Origin of the sequence: Rhizobium sp. N324 (assembly GCF_001664485.1) — a bacterium.
In the GTDB taxonomy this organism is placed as follows: domain Bacteria; phylum Pseudomonadota; class Alphaproteobacteria; order Rhizobiales; family Rhizobiaceae; genus Rhizobium.
The window spans coordinates 3,274,349-3,293,989 of record NZ_CP013630.1 but is presented as its reverse complement, the minus strand read 5'-3'; the positions used below and the strand labels follow the sequence as shown (position 1 = coordinate 3,293,989).

Below are 19,641 nucleotides of genomic sequence, written 5' to 3'. Positions count from 1 at the left end.
TGTCGCGCAAAAGCGTGCAGTGGTTTTGCGGAAACGGCATGCGGAAAAACAAAGACCTAAAGCGCAAGGAGCGAATCTGAAAGATCGCGACGCGCTTTAGATATAAGGATAGAGGCCAGGACCGGCGCTGATGGTGACGATCGACAGCTTGCGGCGGGAAGACCGCAGTTCTGCGCCGGGTTGGCGCTGGATCGTCCGCTGGCTGCGCCGGCGGCTGCCGACCGGGCTTTACGCGCGATCGCTGCTGATCATCATCATTCCGATGGTGCTGCTGCAATCGGTCGTCGCCGCCGTCTTCATGGAGCGCCACTGGCAGATGGTGACGGAGCGGCTGTCGCTCGCCGTCACCCGCGACATCGCCGCGATCATCGAGATCATCGAGACCTACCCGCAGAATTCGGACTATAGCGAGATCGTCCGCATCGCCCGCGACCAGCTCAGCCTGCAGATCTCCATCGAGCCGGACGGCGACCTGCCGCCGCCGCGCGTCAAGCCGTTCTTCTCGATCCTCGACGGCATCCTCAGCGACGAGATCACCGACGAGATCCACAGACCTTTCTGGATCGACACGGTCGGCAATTCGAATCTCGTCGAGATCCGCATCAAGCTCGACAACAAGATCCTCAGGGTGCTGACCAAACGCAGCCAGACCTATGCCTCGAACACGCATATCTTCATCGTCTGGATGGTCGGCACCTCGCTGGTGCTGATCGGTATCTCGATCCTCTTCCTGCGCGGCCAGATCCGTCCGATCCTGACCTTGGCGCGCGCGGCCGAAAGCTTCGGCAAGGGGCAGAAGCCCGATAATTTCTATCCGCGCGGCGCCGACGAGGTCCGGCGCGCCGGCCTTGCCTTCATCCTGATGCGCGAGCGGATCGAGCGGCAGATCGAGCAGCGCACCGCAATGCTCTCAGGTGTCAGCCATGATCTGCGCACCATCCTCACCCGCTTCAAGCTGCAACTGGCGCTCGCCGGCGACAATCCCGATCTGCATGGGCTGAACGACGACGTCGACGATATGCAGGCCATGCTGGAGGCCTATACGGCCTTCGCACGCGGCGAGGTCGAAGAGGATGTCGGCGAGCTGAAACTCAGCGAGGTCTTCGCAAAGCTGGAATCCGATTTCGCTCTGCACGGCAAGACATTCAGCTATTCGATCGAAGGCGATGACGACATATCCGTCAGGCCGAACGCTTTCATGCGTCTCGTCACCAACCTTGCCTCGAATGCGCGGCGTTATGCGGGCAGGCTCGACATAGAGGCCAAGCACAGTGCCAAATGGTTGACCGTCATCTTCGACGACGACGGGCCGGGCATTCCGGAAAAGAATCGCGAGGATGTGTTCAAGCCGTTTTTCCGGCTGGATGCGGCCCGTAACCTCGATGCCTCGGGCACCGGCCTCGGCCTTGCGATCGCCCGCGACATCGCCCGCAGCCACGGCGGCAATGTCACCCTCGGCGACAGCCCGCTCGGGGGGCTGAGGGCGACGATCCGCATTCCGGCTTAGACATCGGTGGCTGCCGTCAGTTTTACGGCCTTGCGCGCATCGAAATCACCAAGCCGTTCGACGATCCAACGCCAGAGGGCGGCAACCTGCATGAGGAGGTCGCGTCCGAGCGGGGTCAATTCATATTCGACGCGCGGCGGCACTTGCGGATAGAGCGTGCGAATAATGAGGCCGTCTCTTTCGAGGGTGCGTAGCGTCTGCGTCAGCACTTTCTGGCTGATGCCCTCGACCCTTTCCATGAGACGCGAGAAGCGCAAGGGTGCGCCGGCATCGGAGAGCACGTGCAGGATGCGCAGCGGCCATTTCGCCGCCGCCCGCTCGATCAGTTCGCGGGCCCGCGCATCCTGTTCGTCCGTCATGGAGCAGCAGAAATCGAATATGTCGCTGGTCAAGTCAGTTACCTCAAGGTGTGTATAGATCGTCTGGGTACCTTCTTTCGATCGGATACAATAGACCATACATCAGCCGGGAACCAAAGAAGGAAGGGTTTCCGATGTCCAGGGTCTGGTTGATTACAGGAAGTTCGCGCGGTCTTGGCCGGGCGCTGGCGGAGGCGGTTTTGGCCTCCGGCGACAATCTGGTGGCGACGGCGCGCGATTCCGCCCACCTTGCCGATCTCTCCGAGCGGTATGGCGGCCAGGTGCTGACGGTCGCCCTTGATGTCACTGACGAGACGGCGGCAGCGGCGGCGGTCGAGGCTGGCGTGAAGAGGTTCGGGCGCATCGACGTGCTCGTCAACAATGCCGGCTACGGCAATGTTTCCTCGATCGAAGATACGAGTCTTGCCGATTTCCGGGCACAGATCGAGGCCAACCTGTTCGGCATGATCATCATGACCAAGGCGGTCATCACCCTGATGCGCGGGCAAGGGGGCGGGCACATCATCCAGTTCTCATCCGTTGGCGGCCGCATCGGGCCCGCCGGGCGCGGCGCCTATTCGGCGGCGAAGTTTGCTGTCGAGGGCTTTTCCGAGGTGCTGTCGAAAGAGGTCGCGCCATTCGGCATCAAGGTGACGGTGATCGAGCCCGGCGGATTCAGAACCGATTTCGCCGGCGCCTCGACGGTGCTTACCGAAGGGCGGCAGGATTATGCGGAGACGGTCGGCGCCACCGTGCGCTTCCAGCGTGAGTATAACGGCCGCCAGCCCGGCGATCCCGCCAAGGCGGCCGCGGTCATCGTCCATATCGCTGGTCTCGATCAGCCGCCGTTCCGGCTGCTGCTTGGCAGCGATGCGGTCAGCAATGTCGAGAAAGCCGATGCCGCGCGTATCGAAGCGGATCGGGAATGGCGCGCAGTCAGCGTCTCGACTGATTTCGAGCCCGATGCCGAGGTGGGACCCATGCCCTGGGAAAAGAAGGCCGGGTGAAGGTCTCCAAAAAACAAAAAGCGCCGCTGAGGAGCGGCGCTTGGTATCTGGGATTGCTGAGCGATCAGCCGGCGGTGCAGAAGTGGCTGCGGCCGTCATTGCCGATATAGGTGCCGCTGCGCGGATCGAAGGAGCGGTAGCGGTAAGCGCAGTAACGCTCCCATTGCGGCGACCAGGGCTCCACGGCGGCGCGGGCCGGCGCATAGTATCGCGGCTGCTCGACATATTGCGGCTGCTCGACATAGACTCGGCGCGGGGCGCGATAGACCGGGGCAGGCTCGTAATAATCCGGCTCGTAGGCCGGGTCGATGTAGCGGCGCTCTTCGTAGGCGGGACCATTATTGGCATTAGCGATGGCCGAGCCGACGATCAGGCCGGTCGCGAGACCGACGGCGCCGCCCACGAGTGCATCATTGCCGTTGTGATGGCGCCAATGACGGTCGCGGGCCGATGCCTCGCCGATGGCGGAAAGCGTGAGTGCGGCAGCCGTTGCCGTCAGCAGAAGAGTCTTGGCGAGCCTGTTCATCAGCATAAAGTCCTAATCCCGGGAACCGAACGCCGGTTCCTTTCTCGATGATGACAGTACTATCGATTGGTAGCTGAACGAAGGCTGAACGACAAAACCCGGCATTGCTGCCGGGCTTCAACTCGAAATTCGACAGCCTTGTTAAGGGTTCAGCCCGCAATCTGCAGATTGACGGCCTTGGGGCCCTTGCCGCGGCGATCCGGCTCCGTGTCGAAGCTTACCTTCTGATTTTCCGTCAGGCCGGCCAGCCCGGAGGCTTGAACGGCAGAAATGTGAACGAAGATATCGGCGCCGCCCCGGTCCGGCTTGATGAAGCCGAAGCCTTTGTCGGTATTGAAGAATTTTACAGTGCCAGTCTCTGCCATGCGTCAGGTCCTTTTCTCTCTGCCCGCCATCCACACGGGCAGCATCATAGCATTGCCTCCCTTGCGGGAGGTGTTGGCAGGCAATTCTTGAAATGTGAGAAAAAGGTCCCCTCTACCTCGGCCTGCTCCAGGCAGGACTTTCGCCCGCCATTATCGGAACCGGCTGACCGGGATAATTGGCGTTCCCGGCGCGCAAATACTTAAGGACTTCCCATGCTCGCAAAATGCCCGAACGCGCTGAGAGTGCTGCGTTAAACGAATTTTGGCAAGTAAAAGTTTTTTGCCGTGTTGGCCGCAGCACACCCGCCCGGATATCCAATTTGCGCAAAAACGCAAAATTTCCGTCGCCGATAGGGAATGATTAACGTTTTATATCGTCTGCAATATAAATTTCGAGCAGATTTTCCCAAAAGTGCAACGTAAACGCGTCTTCTCGGTTCCGACAAATTTTTTTAAAAGACGCCACTCACCCATATTTGGACGCGTGTTCAGGCGGCTGGCACACGTCGCCGCGCGAATCCGGGTACGAGTTCGACTACAAGCATAGCGATAAACATGAGCGCGCAACCTGCATAACCGGTCGCCGGCATCGTCTCGTCGAGCAGCAGGGCTGCGAGCGCGGCGCCGAAAAGCGCTTCGGAGGAAAGGAAGATCGCGGCCTGCGAAGGTGTCGTGTAGCGCTGGGCGATCACCTGCAGCACGAAGGCGAGGCCGGAGGAGAAGATGCCGACATAGAGGATCTCGGGTCCTGCCGCCCATATCGCCGACAGGGTGATCGGTTCAAAGGCTGCGGCAATCGCGAACGCACAGACGGCGGTGACGGCGAATTGCGTGGCCGAGAGCGCCAGCGGCCTTCCTGTCGCAGAAACGGTCGTGCCGGCAAGGGTGATCTGGATTGCCCAGAAGACGGCGCAGGCGACGGTCAGGAGATCGCCTGACGTGAGCGCCGAGAGATGGCCACCTGACAGGAGATAGATGCCGGCGACGGCCATCAGCGCGCCCGGCCAGATGATCCAATGCGGGGCGCGGCGCAGGAAGAACACGGCAATCAGCGGCACGAAGACGACATAGAGGCCGGTGATGAAGCTGGAATTCGTCACAGTCGTCGTCTGCAGCCCGACCTGCTGCGTGACTGCGCCGCTGAACAGGGCAAGGCCGGTGAGGATATAGAGTTTCGCATGGCGAGCGCTTGTCTTCGCCTTGGCTTTGCGCGCTTCAAACACGACGAAAGGCAACACAGCCAGCGTGGCGACGGCAAAACGCAGGGCGATGAACCAGAAGGGGCCGACCGCCTTCATCGCCGTCGACTGGGCAACGAAGCCTCCGCCCCAGATGGCGGCTGCGAGCAATAGCAGGAGGTTCGCCTGAGCGCGCGTCATGTCGTCCTCGATGGGGAAGGGGATGTGCCTCAGCGGTTAGCAGTTGCGTTTCCTCAAGGCAAGGGTGAAGACTTCATGCCTGTCGGCGGAGATGACAGGATGCGACACGAAGAAAGCCAGCTGGCCGGCGATACGGCAGGATATTCAGGCAGGCCGCTGGCGAGCAAGCTCGGCCTTGGGCGCGGGCAGGCGGCTGCTCTTCTCGGCGTTCCCGAAACGATGGGCGACATCCATGGCTTCGATAGTTTTGCCTCGGTCACGCTTGCGCTTCCGGAGACGCCTCGACGGGCGTTCGACTATGTGCATCTGTTTGTGACCGAACGAGCGGCGCTGGAGGCTGTCGCGGTTAAGCTCTTCGGTATTCTCAAGCCGGACGGCATGCTCTGGATCTCCTGGCCGAAAAAGATTTCGCGGGTGCCGACCGATGTCACCGAGGACGTTCTGCGGGAGACCCTCCTTCCGACCGGTCTTGTCGACGTCAAGGTCTGCGCCGTCGACGAGATTTGGTCCGGGCTGAAATTCGTCATCCGCAAGGAGCTGCGTGGGGCGTTGTGATCTTTCAGCCGTTATTGGCCTCAGCGCGCGAAACCCTGAGCAGCGCGCCGTTATCTTCGTCCGTCACCATCAGCAGCGCCCCGTCGGGCGCGACGATGACATCGCGAATGCGGCCGTATTCGCCCTCGAACAGGCGCTCTTCGGCGACGAAGGCGCCGCTCTCGTTGTGCTGCATGCGCGAGAGCAGTTGGAACTTCAGCGCCGCGACGAGGAAATTGCCGTCCCATTCCGGAAACATGGCGCCGCGATAGATGGTGAGCGCGCCGGGAGCGATCGATGGATCCCAGTAATGCAGTGGCTGTTCCAGCCCTTCCTTCGCGGTGCCCTCGCCGATCTCGGCACCCGAATAATCGCGGCCGTAGGTGATGATCGGCCAGCCATAATTTTTGCCCGCTTCGGGCTGATTGATCTCGTCGCCGCCGCGCGCGCCATGTTCGACGGTATAGAGTTTGCCGTCCTTGCTATCGAAGGTGATGCCCTGTGGATTGCGATGACCTTTCGACCAGATTTCCGGCAGCGCCTTGCCGCCGTCCTTGAAGGGATTGTCGGCCGGGATGCTGCCGTCGGCATTGATGTGGATGATCGAGCCGGCATCGTCCCGCCAGTCCTGCGAGCGGTCGCGGTCGCCGCGGTCGCCGACGCTGATGAACAGCGAACCGTCACGGGCAATGGCAATGCGCGAGCCGTACTGGATATTGCCTGAGGTAAAGCGCTGCATGGTGAAAACAGGCGAGACGGCGTCCAGTCTCGTCTCGTCGGTGGAAAGCGTGGCGCTGAAGGCTTCGGTGCCGGAGCCCTGTCCATTAGCGATGGCGGCGGTGAAATAGAGTTTTCTCGATGTCGCAAAATCCGGAGAGAGTGCCACGTCCATCAAGCCACCCTGGCCACGGGCGCTGACTTTGGGCACGCCGGCGATCGGGTCGGAGACCTTGCCCTCGCGGATGATGCGCATCCGGCCCGGCCGCTCGGTGACGAGGTAGGCGCCGTCGGGCAGCACCTCGACCGCCCAGGGATGGTCGAGACCGTCGGCGAGCTTGTCGACACGGACCGCCAGATCCTGCGTATTGACGGTGTCGGCCGCCTCGGCTGATAGGGCGCCGATCAGAAGCAGCGCTGCGGCGATTTGAAAGGCGGATATTCTGGTCATCTTGCTTCCCATCGTCTGTCACGCTGGAACGTGGAGCGGGCAGGGGAGAGCTTCAACCCTCATTCGGTCCGATATAACGGCTTTGTGTTTGCCGGTTGAACGGAACCTGTCGCTTGTCCATCGACCAGTTCGGCTTCGAGGATATAGCGCAACGGCCCGCGTTCGGTCGCATCGAAAGGCCAGCAGGTGGTCAGCACCAGATGGCGGCCGTTGGAGGCGGGATCGATGCCGCTGGCATCCCAGGGGGCGATGCGGCCTTCGCCGGCCTTGAAGGTCAGGACCTTGCCGTCACGACGGGTGACCTCGATGGTATCGCCGGGCTTTATATATTGCAGCCAGCGAAAGTGGGTGTCGCGATGAGCGGCGATAACAGCGGTGCCTTCATCGCCTGGCTGCGGCGTGTTGGCGAGCCAGGCAGGTCCAAAGGCGAGAGCTTCGCCGGAAGCGCCGGACAGCACGATCGCCTCCTTGCCGAGGCGCGGCGCACGCACCTTGGCCTCCGTGGTGAAATCAGCCCAAGGCCAGGGTTTTGTCTCCTGGCCCTTGAGTTCCGCGGCGAAGGCGCGTTTCAGCAGGATCTGGGAGAGCTCCGCCTTCGCCTTCAGCAGGAAGCCGTCGCCGATCAACGCCAAGCCGTAAAGCGCAAGGCCGGCAATGGCGACCGCTATGGCTTTTTCTATCGAGGAAAGACGCCAGAAGAAGAAACCCTTCCTCTGGCGCGCCTTCGGCCTGTCGTGGGCCGTGGCAGCGGCCATGGCGAGTTCCAGATAGGTCGGAAGCGGCTCGAATTCGGCCGCTTCCTCGTTCTGGCTAGCGAGGAGCCTAGAGACCATTTGGCTTGGCTCCGAGTGCGATCATGCGTTTGATGCGCCGACGCCAGACGGCGAGCCCGCTTGCCGCCGTCAGCGCCAGGAGCAGCATGGTAAGCCCGCGGATGATCTGCTCGTCGGCGCGCGTTGCCGTCTGCGGCAGGTTCACGGTCGAACTCTTCTGCGCGATCATCGTCGCGGCCTTAGCGGTCGGGGCTGCGGCCATCAGGTTTGCGATCTCGGGCGATGCGGCGAGATCCCGCGTTCCGGCCGCGGCCTGCTGCGGTCCGGCGTTTCCTGCGGGCGTAGCCGCGCCATAACGTTCTCCGCCGGCCGGAGGCGTAGCGTCTTCGCCGAAGACTTTATCGAAGTCCCAACCTTCTGGCAGGTTGAGCGGCAGTTTCGCCGAGCCGAGCGGCTCGCCGGCCGGCCGCGACGGGGTGACGTCGACGGCGACCAGGCTGGTGAGGCGGGAGACGAGGTGATGGGTGAGCGCCACCGTCTCGATATCCTTGTCGAGCGCAGCCGGATCCTGACGCTCATAGGCGCGGGCTTCGAAGTCGTCGATCTTACGTCGCGCCCACAGCTTGGAGATGCCGCCGCCACCGGCGGCGTTGGCGATATCCATTTCGACGCGCCAGGGCTGATCGCCGGTCTTGCCGACGATCTCAAGCTTGCCGGCGGGCTTATTCCCAGGCAACTCCGCGGTGAGAACGACGGGTTCACCGCTGTAAAGGTCCGGCATCGGGTTCGGCGTGATGTCCTCGGCGGCGATGCCTTCGAAATGCGCTGATATATCGGTCATGGCGGGGTTCTGCAGCTTGGCGAAAAGCTCGCCCATTCGGCTTGCCACCTGATCGGCCGAGCCGATCTGCGTGAAGGTCCCACGGCCGATTTCGGCGGCCTTGGTCATGAAATAAGTGTTCGGCGCCGAGCCGATGCCGACGGTGAAGACGCGGGCGTCGCCGCGGTTTGCGGTGATTTCCTGGAAGAGCTGCTGCTCGTTGCCGATCGCACCGTCGGTCAGAAACACGACCTGCCGCAGTGCTCCGGTTGCGACCGGTCCCTGATTGCGCAGCGCATCCTCGAGCGCGGGCAGCATTTCCGTGCCGCCGTCTGCGGTCAGGCCCCTGACATAGGCGATCGCCTTTTCACGGTTATCCGGGGTGGCGGCGACGAGGCCGTTGAAATAGTCGGTCATCGTGTCGTCGAAACGAATGACGTTGAAGCGGTCGTCGGGGTTCAGCCTGGAGATGGCAAGCGCCAGGCTCTGCCTTGCCTGCTCGATCGACGGGCCGGACATGGAACCGGAATTGTCGATGACGAAGACCACTTCGCGTTTTGCCGGCGCGGCTGCCGCATCCGGCGCCGTGGGCGGAGTGACGAAGGCGAGCAGATAGGTCTTGCCATCCTTCACCTCGCGGAAGAGGCCGGCACTTGGCAGCTTGCCGGGGGCAGCTTTCCAGGTGAGCTCGAAATCCTTGTCGGCGGGAACGGCGTCTCCCTTCAGGCTGATCGTTTTCGCCTGATCGCCGTCCTGGCGGATATCGACCTCGTGGAAGGACGATTTGACGTCGCCGAGCGGGAAGCCGGCCTTGAGGTCGACGGTCAGCGAAACTGGATGGATCTTCGCATTTTCGCGCGGATCGAGCGCGGGGGCTTCGATCTTCTCGCGGTTTTCCACCGGATCGCGCGGCGTGGCGAAACCGGCGCCGTTGTTGAACTCGACGGTCTGGACGATCGGGGCCGGATTGTAGCGCGGGGCGACGACCATCGGGAAGCGCAGTGAGAACGCGCCGCCCGACTGGTGGACCGTCTGCTGATATTCGATCTGAACGACGATCTCTTCCCCGGGGCCGATATTGGCGACCTGGTTGGTGAAGATGTTCGGCCGCTGCTGTTCGAGAAGCGCCGTCTTCTTGCCCTCGGCCTTGGCCTGCTCGTAGATCTCGCGGGCTTCCTGGCGCGGCTTAATCTGGCCTTCGATGAAGCGTTCGCCGATCTGCATCTTCAGCGCGTCGACGGCGGAATTCTCCGGCAGCGGGAACACATAGGTGCCCTCGACCCAGCCCTGGCTCGGGTTCTGGAAACGCTGTGTCACCTTCACCCGTGCGATCGGGCCGGACACATCGATTGCGACGTCGGTCTTCAGCCGCGGCGCTTCGACATAAAAGCCCGGCTCCTTCGACGGGAAGAGCAGCGAGCCGCTGTTGACGTCGTTCGGCCGGACGAAGGCCACGAGTTGGCCGGATGCCTGCTGTGTCTCGGCGCGGGCGGCGGAGGCAAGCCCCAGTATTGCCATGACACAGGCGACAAAGGCGGTGGCGGCGACAAGAAATGAAATGGAAATCCGGCGCATGCGCATGCGCCCGATGGCGAACTCATCTTCCAGAAACATTGGCGTACCCTCAATAACCAATTTTGGATAACGCAATGATGCGGCTTCGATCTCGGCGCGCTCGCGACCGAATTGCGGCGGCGTGCGGCATTTGTTGCGGCTTATTCGTGGCGATGACGAAATCCGACGATCTGTCTGATTTTAAAAGACATAGGCGCCGAAAATCGCGATGGCAGCAGCCGCGAACATGCCGGATGCTTCCGGGGCGGCCGGCACGATACGCGCCGGCATCGGATCGAGAGGAAGATCGGGCTGAACGGGATCTCGCGGTCGGCGGCGAGGCGGCTTTGTCATGGTTGCCGTTCATCAGCAATACCTTAAAAAACAATTCATCCAGATTGATTATGGCTGGGCGCCGCAAGCCATGCCGAAGAGCACAGGGGGTCGGCTCGCCGGTGCGGCGAAACGATCAATAAGAATCATTGCCCCCATCACGCCTTTGCGCTTGAAATGCCGTCATACATTGGACATAGAGCTAACCGCAGAACTCCGGTCTCGGCTTTCTGCCCGTTTCAACCAATAGGACCGATATCATGGCCTTCCTTGCCGATGCTCTTTCCCGTGTGAAGCCTTCAGCCACCATCGCCGTCTCTCAGAAAGCGCGCGAGCTGAAAGCAAAAGGACGTGACGTCATCGGCCTCGGTGCAGGTGAACCGGATTTCGATACGCCCGAGAATATCAAGACGGCCGCCATCGACGCGATCAACCGCGGCGAGACGAAGTACACGCCGGTTTCCGGCATTCCCGAACTGCGCAAGGCGATCGCCGCCAAGTTCAAGCGTGAAAACGGCCTGGAATATACCTGGGAGCAGACGATCGTCGGCACCGGTGGCAAGCAAATCCTGTTTAACGCCTTCATGGCGACGCTGAACCCCGGCGACGAAGTCGTCGTTCCGGCGCCCTACTGGGTGTCCTATCCCGAAATGGTGGCGCTGTGCGGCGGCACGCCGGTTTTCGTTTCGGCGACCCAGGAGCATAATTTCAAGCTGCAGGCCGCCGATCTCGAAAAGGCGATCACGCCGAAGACCAAGTGGTTCATCTTCAACTCGCCGTCCAACCCGACGGGTGCTGCCTATACGCATGCCGAGCTCAAGGCGCTGACGGACGTGCTGATGAAGCATCCGCATGTCTGGGTGCTGACCGACGACATGTACGAGCACCTGACCTATGGCGACTTCAAGTTCGTCACGCCTGTCGAAGTCGAGCCGAAGCTCTACGATCGTACATTGACGATGAATGGCGTTTCCAAGGCCTATGCGATGACCGGCTGGCGTATCGGTTATGCGGCCGGCCCGATCCAGCTCATCAAAGCGATGGACATGATACAGGGTCAGCAGACCTCGGGTGCGACGTCGATCGCCCAATGGGCGGCCGTTGAGGCGCTGAACGGCACGCAGGACTTCATTCCGGCGAACAAGAAGATCTTCGAAGGCCGCCGCGATCTCGTCGTTTCCATGCTGAACCAGGCCAAGGGCATCGTCTGCCCGGTGCCGGAAGGCGCCTTTTACGTCTATCCCTCCTGCAAGGGCTTGATTGGCAAAACCGCACCCTCAGGCAAGGTTATCGAGACGGACGAGGATTTCGTTTCCGAGCTCCTGGAATCGGAAGGCGTTGCCGTCGTTCATGGCTCGGCTTTCGGCCTCGGCCCGAACTTCCGCATCTCTTATGCGACCTCGGAAGACCTTCTCGAAGAAGCCTGCCGCCGCATCCAGCGCTTCTGCGCCGCCTGCAAGTAAGCGGACTGCGACAGTCTCGATCGAAGGCCTGCCGGCGACGGCGGGCCTTTTACTTGTGGCGACGTTGACGATGTGGCTGCATGTAGCTACATTTGAGTTCATGAAGACCGTTTCGATCCGCGATGCGAAGAACCGCCTGACCGAGCTTGCCCGCGAGGTCGAGGAAGGCGAGACCATCGTCGTGACGCGCAACGGCCGGCCTGTGTTCGATCTCGTGCCGCATCAAAAGCGCGGCGGCTTGGACCTGGAAGCCGGTCAGGCTTATCTTCGTGCGCGGGGCATCACCAATCCTGTACCGTTCATCGCCGATGATTTTGATGATCCGCTGCCCGAGGATTTTCTCCTGAAGCCTTTGCCGTAGCAATGAGGCTTCTCCTCGATACTCATATCGTTCTCGCGATCCTGCGCAAGGACGTGGGACAGAGGTTCCCGGAGATCGCGGCGCTGCTTGGTGATAGCAGGACCGAGGGATTCGTCAGCGTCGCAAGTCTCTGGGAAACGGCGATCAAGGCTCGTCTGGGAAAGCTGGATCCTGGTATGCCGCTTGAAGACATCGCGCGGTCGCTCGAAGAAATAGGATTGATACTGTTGCGGATCGACATCCCGCACGTCATCACCGCCGCCGAACCCGAGCCGAAGACGCGCGATCCCTTTGACCGCCTGCTGCTGGCGCAGTGCAAGGTCGAGAGCTTGCAGCTTGCGACGGTCGATAGATTGCTCGTCGATCATCCGCTGGCGCTGCGACTCTGAATCAGGCTTACGTCCCGATTCAAGATCTTGCGGCATTGATTCCGCTTCGACTCGCAAGTCGTTGAATTCCGACTCAAATCGTGACAGGGAGCGTCGGTGGCGCGGGTGATCTCAGGTTGCGGGCAGCCTTCAAACCAACTAGATATCCGGCATCAAGTTCAAGTTGCCGCTTCGGGAGGCCGATTTTGCAGAGTAGCGCCGTCATCGTCTGTTCTGACGTTAATATGCTGCCGGCTGCCTGCTGCACTCTGCTTTCCGTCAAGCGTAATTTGGTGGACGTCGGCCTGGAGTTCCTGCTTCTCGGTATCGACCTCAAGCCGAACGAGATCGCCGAGGTCGAAAGTTTCGCGCGTCTGCACGACATGACGATCAAGGTGCTGCCTTATGTGACGCCGGAGACGGCAATGCAGGCGCGGGGCCGCTGGTCGGGTGCGACACTGGCGCGGCTCTATATGGATCTGCAGATCCCCGAGAATGTCGAACGCCTGCTTTACCTCGATGCCGACGTGCTCGCGGTGGCGTCCGTCGACGAACTCTTCACGAGGGATCTCCAGGGCAAGGCGCTTGCCGCGGTCGACGATTATGTCTTGGCCTTTCCAGAGAAAGCCGGAGCACGGCAGCGGAAGATCGGCATGGGCGAGGGCGGACGCTATTTCAATGCCGGCGTATTGCTATTCGACTGGTCGGTCTGCCGGGAGAAGGGGCTTTTCGCCAGAACCCGGGAAATCTTTGAGGAGCGGTCGCATCTTTTCGAGAACAACGACCAGGATGCGCTGAACGTGACGTTCGACGGCGACTGGCTGGTGCTCGATCCGCGCTGGAATACGCAAACGGGGCTTTTGCCTTTTGTCGATCGGCCAGCCATCTTTCACTTTACCGGTCGGAAGAAACCGTGGCAGGCGACCGTGCCCTGGGTGCACCGGCGGATGGCCAGGCACTATGCCGAGGATCTGTACAACACGCCCTGGGCCTCCTTCTGCAGGCAGCCGACTATGATGGGCCGGGTGGCGGGCTTTCTCTCGCATTTGGGAAAGCAGATCGGCGGGCTGGCGCGGCTTGCCCGGATGCGCGCCTATTTCAGCAACAGCTAGCAAGGCGTGTCCTTGGAAGGTGCATGTGAGCCGATATGGAACCGATCCCCAGTGATTTAGCCGCCGCCGATAGCGGCTTCAATTTCCTGACGCCAGACGGATGGACGGCGGTGCTCTCGCGCTATTCGCACATCGTGCTGGTGGCAAACAGCGAGGCGGTCGATTTCGAGCGGCTCAGAAGCGAGCTGCCGGAGACGGCGCTCTACGTCTTCTTCAACAATGTCTACAAGGTGCTCGACGAACCCTTCGCCGGTCATGCAGTGCTGGTCGCCCGCAGCGGCGTGATGGGCGCCAATATCGTCCACCGGCGCGAGGTGGCTGACGTCCTGCGGTTCTTCGCCGGTGATGATTTTCTGGGTGTCGTCAACATCCGCGTTTCCCCCGAGGAGAACTTCAGCGAGGAGAGCCGCTTCAACGCCACCGGCGCCCGCCACCTCGATCTGACGCAGATGCTCGCCGATCTCTATCCGACAGGCAAGATCGCTACGAGTGGCTTTGCGATGGCGCTCTGGCTCGCCGACCTGCACCTGCCGGGCAAGATCCTGCTTGCCGGCTTTTCGGCAAAGAGAAGTGAGAAGTGGAAGGTCTTCGACGTGCACGATTGGACGTTCGAGCAGATTTTCCTGCGTCTCTTTGCCAGGATGGGCACGATCTCGATGATGGGGGGCGTCGATGCCAGCCCTTATGCGGCGCTCGCCAAACGCTTTCCGCAGGTGCCGCCGATCGAGATCGCGATGACGGCGGCCGAAGTCCTGTCCGAGCGGCTTCACAATGCGAACAGCCAGATCGACAGGCTGATGTCCGTCACCAAATCCATCCGCGCCATCGAAAATTTCTTCCGGCGATTCAAGCCGAAAACCCGTAAAGAACGTTTCCTGGAAAAATCCAAGGATTGACCGACGCACCTGCCCCAAAGGTGCGACGGCTGAGTGCGCGCTGCGGTGCGCCGTCTTCAAAGGCCCAGCGCCGTCAGCATGACGAAGGTGGCAAAGAGGATGAAATGCGTCATACCTTCGATGGCGTTGGTCTCACCGTCGTTGAGGTTGATCGCCGCGGCAATCAGCGTGATCGTCACCATCACCGTCTGCACCGGGGTCATCGCCATGATGAAGGGCTGGCCGGTATAGAGCGCGATCGCCTCCATCACCGGCACCGTCAGGATCACGGTGGAGAGCGAGGCGCCCATAGCGATGTTGACGGTCGCCTGCATGTGGTTTCTGAGCGCTGCCCTCAAGGCGGTCAGGATCTCGGGAGCGGCTGAAATCGCCGCGACGATGACGGCGGTCACGGCGATCGGCGCGCCGCTGTCGCGCAGGCCCTCGGTCATGAAGGCGGCCATGAACTCGGCCAGCAGGCCGATGATGACGACGCCGACGAGAATGGTGGCGATCGAGATTGCGGCCGGCTCGTTGGAGCCATGTTCGTCCGGACTCTCCTTCATCCGTTCGGAGCGCGGGTAGCTGTAGCTGAAGAAATAGCTGTGCTGGCCGACCTGCATGCGCAGGAAGAGGCCGTAGAGCGCAATCATTGCGACAATGGTGAAGGCGGAATAATAGTGCCATTTATCGCTGGGCACGAATTCCGGAACGATCATCGAGATGCCCATGGCGGTCAGGATCATCACGCCGTAGGTCTTGCCCGAATTGTCGTTGTAAGGCTGTTCGCCGTGCTTGAGGCCGCCGAGCAGGGCGGCGAGACCCAGAATGCCGTTGATATCGAGCATCAGGGCGGAATAGATCGTGTCGCGCACCAGTGTCGGCGAACTCTCTCCGCTCATCATGATGGCGAGGATGATGACCTCGACGGCGACGGCCGACAGCGTCAGGATCATCGTGCCATAGGGATCGCCGACCTTGACGGCGAGCAGTTCGGCATGATGGGCGACACGGATCGAGGCGAGAACGATGGTGCCGACCAAGGCGGCGGCGGCGATGAGCGCGACACCACGTCCCATCTCGATCACGGCATGTTCCAAGACATAGGCGACCGCCGCAACGGCAAGCGCGGCGACCAGAAACTTCTCTTCTTTCAAGCGTGACGCAATCCCCACGTCCTAGCTCCCGTCCTGATTCATGCGTTTTATCTAAGTCACTGATTTCGCATATCAAGCAGGTTGCTATCCAGTGCCATTTGCAGTCTTTGACGTTTAATGGAATACTGAACGCCATCGGGGCCGGAAAGCAGATCGCGGCGTCCTCGAATTCTCGTCAAGCGGCCGCGATGATCCGGATCCTGTCCGGAAGCGTGCGAATGCGCAAAAGAAGATGAGGAGACGGATGCATGATCAAGGTGGTCTACGAAGTCGTGCCGCATGACGGCGGTTGGGCCTACAGGCTTGGAGGCGTCTACTCCGAAGCATTCCCGACCCATGCCGAGGCGCTCGAAGCTGCGCGCATCGTTGCGGCCGAACAGCAGGTCGGCGGCGATTCCGCCGAGATCAGTTGGCAGGATGAAAACGGCAAGTGGCATGAAGAATATGCCGAAGGCGGCGACCGGCCGGAAACCGAGGTGGTGGATGGTCAGTGGAAGGACCGTGCGGCTGGAGCCTCGCAAGGCATTTGAAGTCAACCATCGTTTGCCAAAGCCCGCGCGACAATCGCGTCGACGAAACCGCGCTTCTCGGCGGTATAGCGGTTGCCATCCATCCTGAATTCGGCTGCCAGCCTGCGTTTGAGCGCGGCATATTCGGCCGCTGCGTCTGGATGCGCGATGAGATAATCCCGGAAAGCCAGCCTGTTTCGATGCGTGCCATTGCCGGCCGGGCAGAGATAGACCCGCTGCCGCGGCACCGACCCTCTCGATAAAAACGCCCAGACCTCGTCGTCATAACGATTGCCGCGCGGTTCGTAGTCTTCGGTCAGAAGTACGCGCGTGGCATCCTCGATATGCCCGAGGCCGGGAAGAACGACGTCGATGTCGATGAGCGGCTTGGCGGTCATGCCTGATATGGACGTGCTGCCGAGGTGATCGATGGAGAGCGCCTGCGGCAGCAAGACGAGCAACCTGTCGCGGATGCGCCGGAAGGCCTGCGGCCACTGCGGATCGTAGGGCACGAGTTCAACCGGGTCGTGGGTCATTTGTCTTCATCCGCTAAAAGCGCGGCCCATCAGATAGGACGCAGTTTGAATGCTCTTTTCGGTTGAAGGTTGCGCATGATTCTCTGCGAAAATCGAATCTGGATTTCGAGAGGTTAAGTGCCGATCGAATATCGGTGATAGTCCTGAAGCCCCTTGACCAGTGCGTCGAAGGTGGCGCGGCAGCGCGGCGAGGTCTTCAGGCTCTCATGCATCGCAACCCACGTGCCGAGCGGGATCTTGAACGCATCCGGCAGGAGGTGAACCAGATCGGGATTATCACGTGCGAGCCCGATCTGGCAGAGACCGATGCCGACGCCGGCGCGGATCGCCGAAAGCTGGGCGAGATTGCTGTCGGTCCTGTAGGAGAAGTCGACGCCCGGCACTTCATAGCGTTTTGTTACCATGCGGACATAGGCCGTCTGCCGGTCGAAGCCGATGAGCCGGTGGTTTGCGAGATCAGCCAGGCTTTGCGGAATGCCGTATCGTTCGAGGTAGCGGCGATGGGCGTGGAAACCGAGCGGGATATCGCCGATGCGGCGTACGACGAGCGCGCCTTGCTGCGGCTCGGCCATGCGCACGGCGATATCGGCCTCGCGGTTCACCAAATCCTCGATCGCATCGGAAGACGAGAGCTCGATCTGGAGTTCGGGATAGGTCTCCTGCAGCGGTCCGAGAATCCCCGGCAGCACTTCGACGGCGATCACCTCGCTGGCGCTGACCCTGACGGTTCCGGCGACGCGCTCGCGCTCACCGGATGCGGTGCGCAAAAGGGCGGCGGCGGTCGCCGCCAGCGTCTCGGCATAGGGCTTCAGTGCCAAGGCGGCGTCGGTCGGCAGCAGCCCGTTCGGGGATCGGGTGAAGAGCTCGGCGCCGATTGCCGTTTCCAGTGCGTCGACATGACGGCCTATGGTCGGCTGCGTCAGCCCCAACTCGCGGGCGGCGGCCGAAAGCGATCCTTGCTGGAGCACGGTCAGGAAACTGCGGTAGAAATCCCAACTCGGTTCGGTTCTCATATATTTTTGTATAGCAGCTGAATGTATTTCGTCAATTTTGTTTATTCCGGCCCGGTGGCATTGTCCTTCTATTCAGTCGAAGGAGATGGTTGTCATGAGCAGCGAAATGAAGACGACGGTGCTTGTTCTCGGCGCTACCGGCGGTATTGGCGGCGCGGTTGCCCGCAAGCTGCTTGCGCGCGGCTGGCGCATCCGGGCGCTCAACCGTGAAGCCGCCAAGGCGTCGAGGCGCGAGCCGGCTTTCGAATGGGTGCAGGGCGATGCGATGAATGCCGGTGACGTGTTGAGGGCGGCCGATGGCGTCAGTCTGATCGTGCATGCCGTCAATCCGCCCGGCTACCGCAATTGGGAAACGCTGGTGCTGCCGATGTTGGACAATACCATCGCCGCTGCCCGCGCCGTCGGCGCACGCATCGTACTGCCTGGAAACGTCTACAATTTCGGTCCCGATGCCCTGCCGGCGCCGGCGGAGGAAAGCCCGCAGCATCCGCTGACGAAGAAAGGGGCAATTCGCGTCGAGATGGAGAAGCGGCTGGAAGCGGCATCGCAAGCCGGTGTTGGCGCGATCATCGTCCGGGCCGGAGATTTCTTCGGCCCGGGCACGACTGGAAACAGTTGGTTTTCATCGGGTTTCGTCACGCCCGGCAAGCCGGTCGGCACGATCAAGAATCCGGGGCAGCGCGGCATCGGCCACCAGTGGGCCTATCTGCCCGATATGGCGGAAACCATGGCCCAGCTCATTGAGCGGGCCGATCGGCTGCCGCTCTTTGCCCTCTACCATATGGAGGGGTTCTGGGATGCCGACGGTATGCAGATGGCCGAAGCGATCAGGCGTGTTGCCGGCGGTAAGGCGAGGATCGGCCGTTTTCCCTGGTGGATCGTACCGCTCGCCGCGCCGTTCGTTCCGATCATGCGCGAGATCAAGGAGATGCGCTATCTCTGGAAGGTGCCGCTCAGGATGCGGAACACCAGGTTGATAGCCGAACTTGGCCAGGAGCCGCAAACGCCGATCGACGAGGCCGTCAGAGCTTCGCTTGTGGCTCTCGGCTGCCTGCCGGAACCGCATCATGACACGGCGACGGCCCTGATTATGCCTTCGCCTGAGAATGCGGGTTAAGTCTCGAGTTCTGCCAACGCGATCCGGGCGACCGTCAGGGCCTTTTCTGCCTGCTCGATGTTGGGGTCGCCGAGGAACCAGGCGGCGGATAGGCCGGAATAGGCGGCGATCCATTGCAGCAGCCGCTTCGGCTCCAGCCGAGCCTCTGCCGAAACGACAGCGAGCTGGCGGCGGAAACGGGCCGGATCGGTGATGACAGGCAGTTCTTCATTGGCGAAGATATTGGCGAAATCGAAGCCGCGTTCGCCATGGAGCCGCTTCGGATCGATCGCCAGCCAGCCGCGCGCCTCGAAATCTAGAATGTTCTCGTGATGAATATCGCCATGCAGGACGGTGAGGTCGCGCGGATCGGCGAGCAGGGCGTCGGCAATCGCCGAGCAATCGGCCAGCGTGCCGCCATGGTTTTGGGCTGCCGGCTCCAGATCGCGGAACCAGCGGGTGAGGGGCACGGGATCGGGCAGCGGTTTTTCGCGCGGCGCATGCAGCCGTGCCGCCGTCCGGCAGAGGATGCGGCTCGCCTCATCGTCCTCGCCGTTCATCGCCATGGCAAGCAGCGAGCGTTTTCCCGTCGCCCGTTCCAGGAGCACCGCGTCGTCTTCATGAGCATAGACATGGGCCGCGCCGTCGCCGTCCCACCACTGCATCAGCAGCGCCCCGTATCGTTCGTCGATATCGGTCGCCACTTTCAGCATGGCGGGCCTCTCCTGCCAGAGCACGGGCAGCAGGCGGCTTGAATGGGTGATGATAGGCTCGCCGTCTGCTATCAGCGACCAGCGATTAAGATGGGGAGCGAACATGATGGCAC

22 protein-coding genes are annotated in these 19,641 nt (G+C 61.5%); 10 read left to right on the top strand and 12 right to left on the bottom strand.

Annotation, left to right across the window (positions count from 1 at the left end; all coding sequences use genetic code 11):
- Window positions 1-130 precede the first annotated feature (130 nt).
- Window positions 131-1,507, top strand: a complete 1,377-nt coding sequence (locus tag AMK05_RS15835; RefSeq protein ID WP_064839951.1) for an ATP-binding protein — start codon at window positions 131-133, stop codon at window positions 1,505-1,507.
- Here AMK05_RS15835 and AMK05_RS15830 read toward each other — a convergent pair.
- Window positions 1,504-1,965, bottom strand: a complete 462-nt coding sequence (locus AMK05_RS15830; protein ID WP_064839948.1) for a winged helix-turn-helix transcriptional regulator — start codon at window positions 1,963-1,965, stop codon at window positions 1,504-1,506. The genes AMK05_RS15835 and AMK05_RS15830 overlap by 4 nt on opposite strands.
- Before the next feature lie 35 nt (window positions 1,966-2,000).
- Here AMK05_RS15830 and AMK05_RS15825 point away from each other — a divergent pair, with 35 nt between their 5' ends.
- Window positions 2,001-2,873, top strand: coding sequence for an oxidoreductase (locus AMK05_RS15825; protein ID WP_064839946.1), 873 nt, complete (start codon window positions 2,001-2,003; stop codon window positions 2,871-2,873).
- Window positions 2,874-2,937: 64 nt separating this feature from the next.
- Here AMK05_RS15825 and AMK05_RS15820 read toward each other — a convergent pair whose 3' ends face one another.
- The 3 genes from AMK05_RS15820 to AMK05_RS15810 all read right to left on the bottom strand — a co-directional run bounded on the left by AMK05_RS15820 (window position 2,938) and on the right by AMK05_RS15810 (window position 5,143).
- On the bottom strand, window positions 2,938-3,405 hold the full coding sequence (locus AMK05_RS15820; protein ID WP_171899795.1) for a BA14K family protein: 468 nt from the start codon (window positions 3,403-3,405) through the stop codon (window positions 2,938-2,940).
- A 143-nt stretch (window positions 3,406-3,548) separates the two neighbouring features.
- The gene (locus AMK05_RS15815; protein ID WP_003561293.1) at window positions 3,549-3,764 is read right to left on the bottom strand and encodes a cold-shock protein; all 216 of its coding nucleotides are present in this window, start codon (window positions 3,762-3,764) and stop codon (window positions 3,549-3,551) included.
- 488 nt (window positions 3,765-4,252) lie between these two features.
- Window positions 4,253-5,143 (bottom strand): DMT family transporter, encoded by an 891-nt coding sequence (locus AMK05_RS15810; RefSeq protein ID WP_064839943.1) that lies wholly within the window; start codon window positions 5,141-5,143, stop codon window positions 4,253-4,255.
- A 99-nt stretch (window positions 5,144-5,242) separates the two neighbouring features.
- Here AMK05_RS15810 and AMK05_RS15805 point away from each other — a divergent pair, with 99 nt between their 5' ends.
- A complete protein-coding gene (locus AMK05_RS15805) occupies window positions 5,243-5,698 on the top strand; it encodes a hypothetical protein (protein WP_064839941.1) in 456 nt (151 codons plus the stop codon).
- 4 nt (window positions 5,699-5,702) lie between these two features.
- Here AMK05_RS15805 and AMK05_RS15800 read toward each other — a convergent pair whose 3' ends face one another.
- The 4 genes from AMK05_RS15800 to AMK05_RS35275 all read right to left on the bottom strand — a co-directional run bounded on the left by AMK05_RS15800 (window position 5,703) and on the right by AMK05_RS35275 (window position 10,346).
- Window positions 5,703-6,845, bottom strand: a complete 1,143-nt coding sequence (locus AMK05_RS15800) for a PQQ-dependent sugar dehydrogenase (RefSeq protein ID WP_064839938.1) — start codon at window positions 6,843-6,845, stop codon at window positions 5,703-5,705.
- A 59-nt stretch (window positions 6,846-6,904) separates the two neighbouring features.
- Window positions 6,905-7,678 (bottom strand): class GN sortase, encoded by a 774-nt coding sequence (locus AMK05_RS15795; protein ID WP_064839936.1) that lies wholly within the window; start codon window positions 7,676-7,678, stop codon window positions 6,905-6,907.
- Window positions 7,668-10,052, bottom strand: a complete 2,385-nt coding sequence (locus AMK05_RS15790; RefSeq protein ID WP_064839933.1) for a marine proteobacterial sortase target protein — start codon at window positions 10,050-10,052, stop codon at window positions 7,668-7,670. The genes AMK05_RS15795 and AMK05_RS15790 overlap by 11 nt, the downstream gene beginning before the upstream one ends.
- A gap of 141 nt (window positions 10,053-10,193) precedes the next feature.
- Window positions 10,194-10,346, bottom strand: a complete 153-nt coding sequence (locus tag AMK05_RS35275; RefSeq protein WP_171899794.1) for a hypothetical protein — start codon at window positions 10,344-10,346, stop codon at window positions 10,194-10,196.
- A gap of 239 nt (window positions 10,347-10,585) precedes the next feature.
- On the opposite strand from AMK05_RS35275, the gene AMK05_RS15785 reads away from it, so the two are divergent.
- The 5 genes from AMK05_RS15785 to AMK05_RS15765 all read left to right on the top strand — a co-directional run bounded on the left by AMK05_RS15785 (window position 10,586) and on the right by AMK05_RS15765 (window position 14,525).
- On the top strand, window positions 10,586-11,788 hold the full coding sequence (locus AMK05_RS15785; RefSeq protein WP_064839931.1) for a pyridoxal phosphate-dependent aminotransferase: 1,203 nt from the start codon (window positions 10,586-10,588) through the stop codon (window positions 11,786-11,788).
- A 100-nt stretch (window positions 11,789-11,888) separates the two neighbouring features.
- On the top strand, window positions 11,889-12,149 hold the full coding sequence (locus tag AMK05_RS15780; protein ID WP_064839929.1) for a type II toxin-antitoxin system Phd/YefM family antitoxin: 261 nt from the start codon (window positions 11,889-11,891) through the stop codon (window positions 12,147-12,149).
- 2 nt (window positions 12,150-12,151) lie between these two features.
- Window positions 12,152-12,538, top strand: coding sequence for a type II toxin-antitoxin system VapC family toxin (locus AMK05_RS15775; protein WP_064839927.1), 387 nt, complete (start codon window positions 12,152-12,154; stop codon window positions 12,536-12,538).
- A 185-nt stretch (window positions 12,539-12,723) separates the two neighbouring features.
- Window positions 12,724-13,629, top strand: a complete 906-nt coding sequence (locus AMK05_RS15770) for a glycosyltransferase family 8 protein (protein ID WP_082935676.1) — start codon at window positions 12,724-12,726, stop codon at window positions 13,627-13,629.
- 35 nt (window positions 13,630-13,664) lie between these two features.
- The gene (locus AMK05_RS15765) at window positions 13,665-14,525 is read left to right on the top strand and encodes a hypothetical protein (protein WP_064839923.1); all 861 of its coding nucleotides are present in this window, start codon (window positions 13,665-13,667) and stop codon (window positions 14,523-14,525) included.
- 56 nt (window positions 14,526-14,581) lie between these two features.
- On the opposite strand, the gene AMK05_RS15760 is transcribed toward AMK05_RS15765, so the two are convergent.
- Window positions 14,582-15,679, bottom strand: a complete 1,098-nt coding sequence (locus tag AMK05_RS15760) for a calcium:proton antiporter (RefSeq protein ID WP_064839921.1) — start codon at window positions 15,677-15,679, stop codon at window positions 14,582-14,584.
- A gap of 230 nt (window positions 15,680-15,909) precedes the next feature.
- On the opposite strand from AMK05_RS15760, the gene AMK05_RS15755 reads away from it, so the two are divergent.
- Window positions 15,910-16,191: a DUF2188 domain-containing protein gene (locus AMK05_RS15755; RefSeq protein WP_064839918.1), complete on the top strand. Its 282-nt coding sequence runs from the start codon at window positions 15,910-15,912 to the stop codon at window positions 16,189-16,191.
- A gap of 2 nt (window positions 16,192-16,193) precedes the next feature.
- On the opposite strand, the gene AMK05_RS15750 is transcribed toward AMK05_RS15755, so the two are convergent.
- Entirely contained in the window at window positions 16,194-16,706 is a 513-nt protein-coding gene (locus tag AMK05_RS15750; protein ID WP_064839916.1) for a GrpB family protein, read from the bottom strand.
- A gap of 113 nt (window positions 16,707-16,819) precedes the next feature.
- On the bottom strand, window positions 16,820-17,719 hold the full coding sequence (locus AMK05_RS15745; protein ID WP_064839913.1) for a LysR family transcriptional regulator: 900 nt from the start codon (window positions 17,717-17,719) through the stop codon (window positions 16,820-16,822).
- Between the two features lie 94 nt (window positions 17,720-17,813).
- Here AMK05_RS15745 and AMK05_RS15740 point away from each other — a divergent pair, with 94 nt between their 5' ends.
- Entirely contained in the window at window positions 17,814-18,836 is a 1,023-nt protein-coding gene (locus AMK05_RS15740; RefSeq protein ID WP_064839911.1) for an NAD-dependent epimerase/dehydratase family protein, read from the top strand.
- Here AMK05_RS15740 and AMK05_RS15735 read toward each other — a convergent pair.
- Complete coding sequence (locus AMK05_RS15735) at window positions 18,833-19,633, bottom strand: aminoglycoside phosphotransferase family protein (RefSeq protein ID WP_064839908.1); 801 nt, start codon at window positions 19,631-19,633, stop codon at window positions 18,833-18,835. The two genes, AMK05_RS15740 and AMK05_RS15735, sit on opposite strands and share 4 nt — an antisense overlap.
- Window positions 19,634-19,641: the final 8 nt, after the last annotated feature.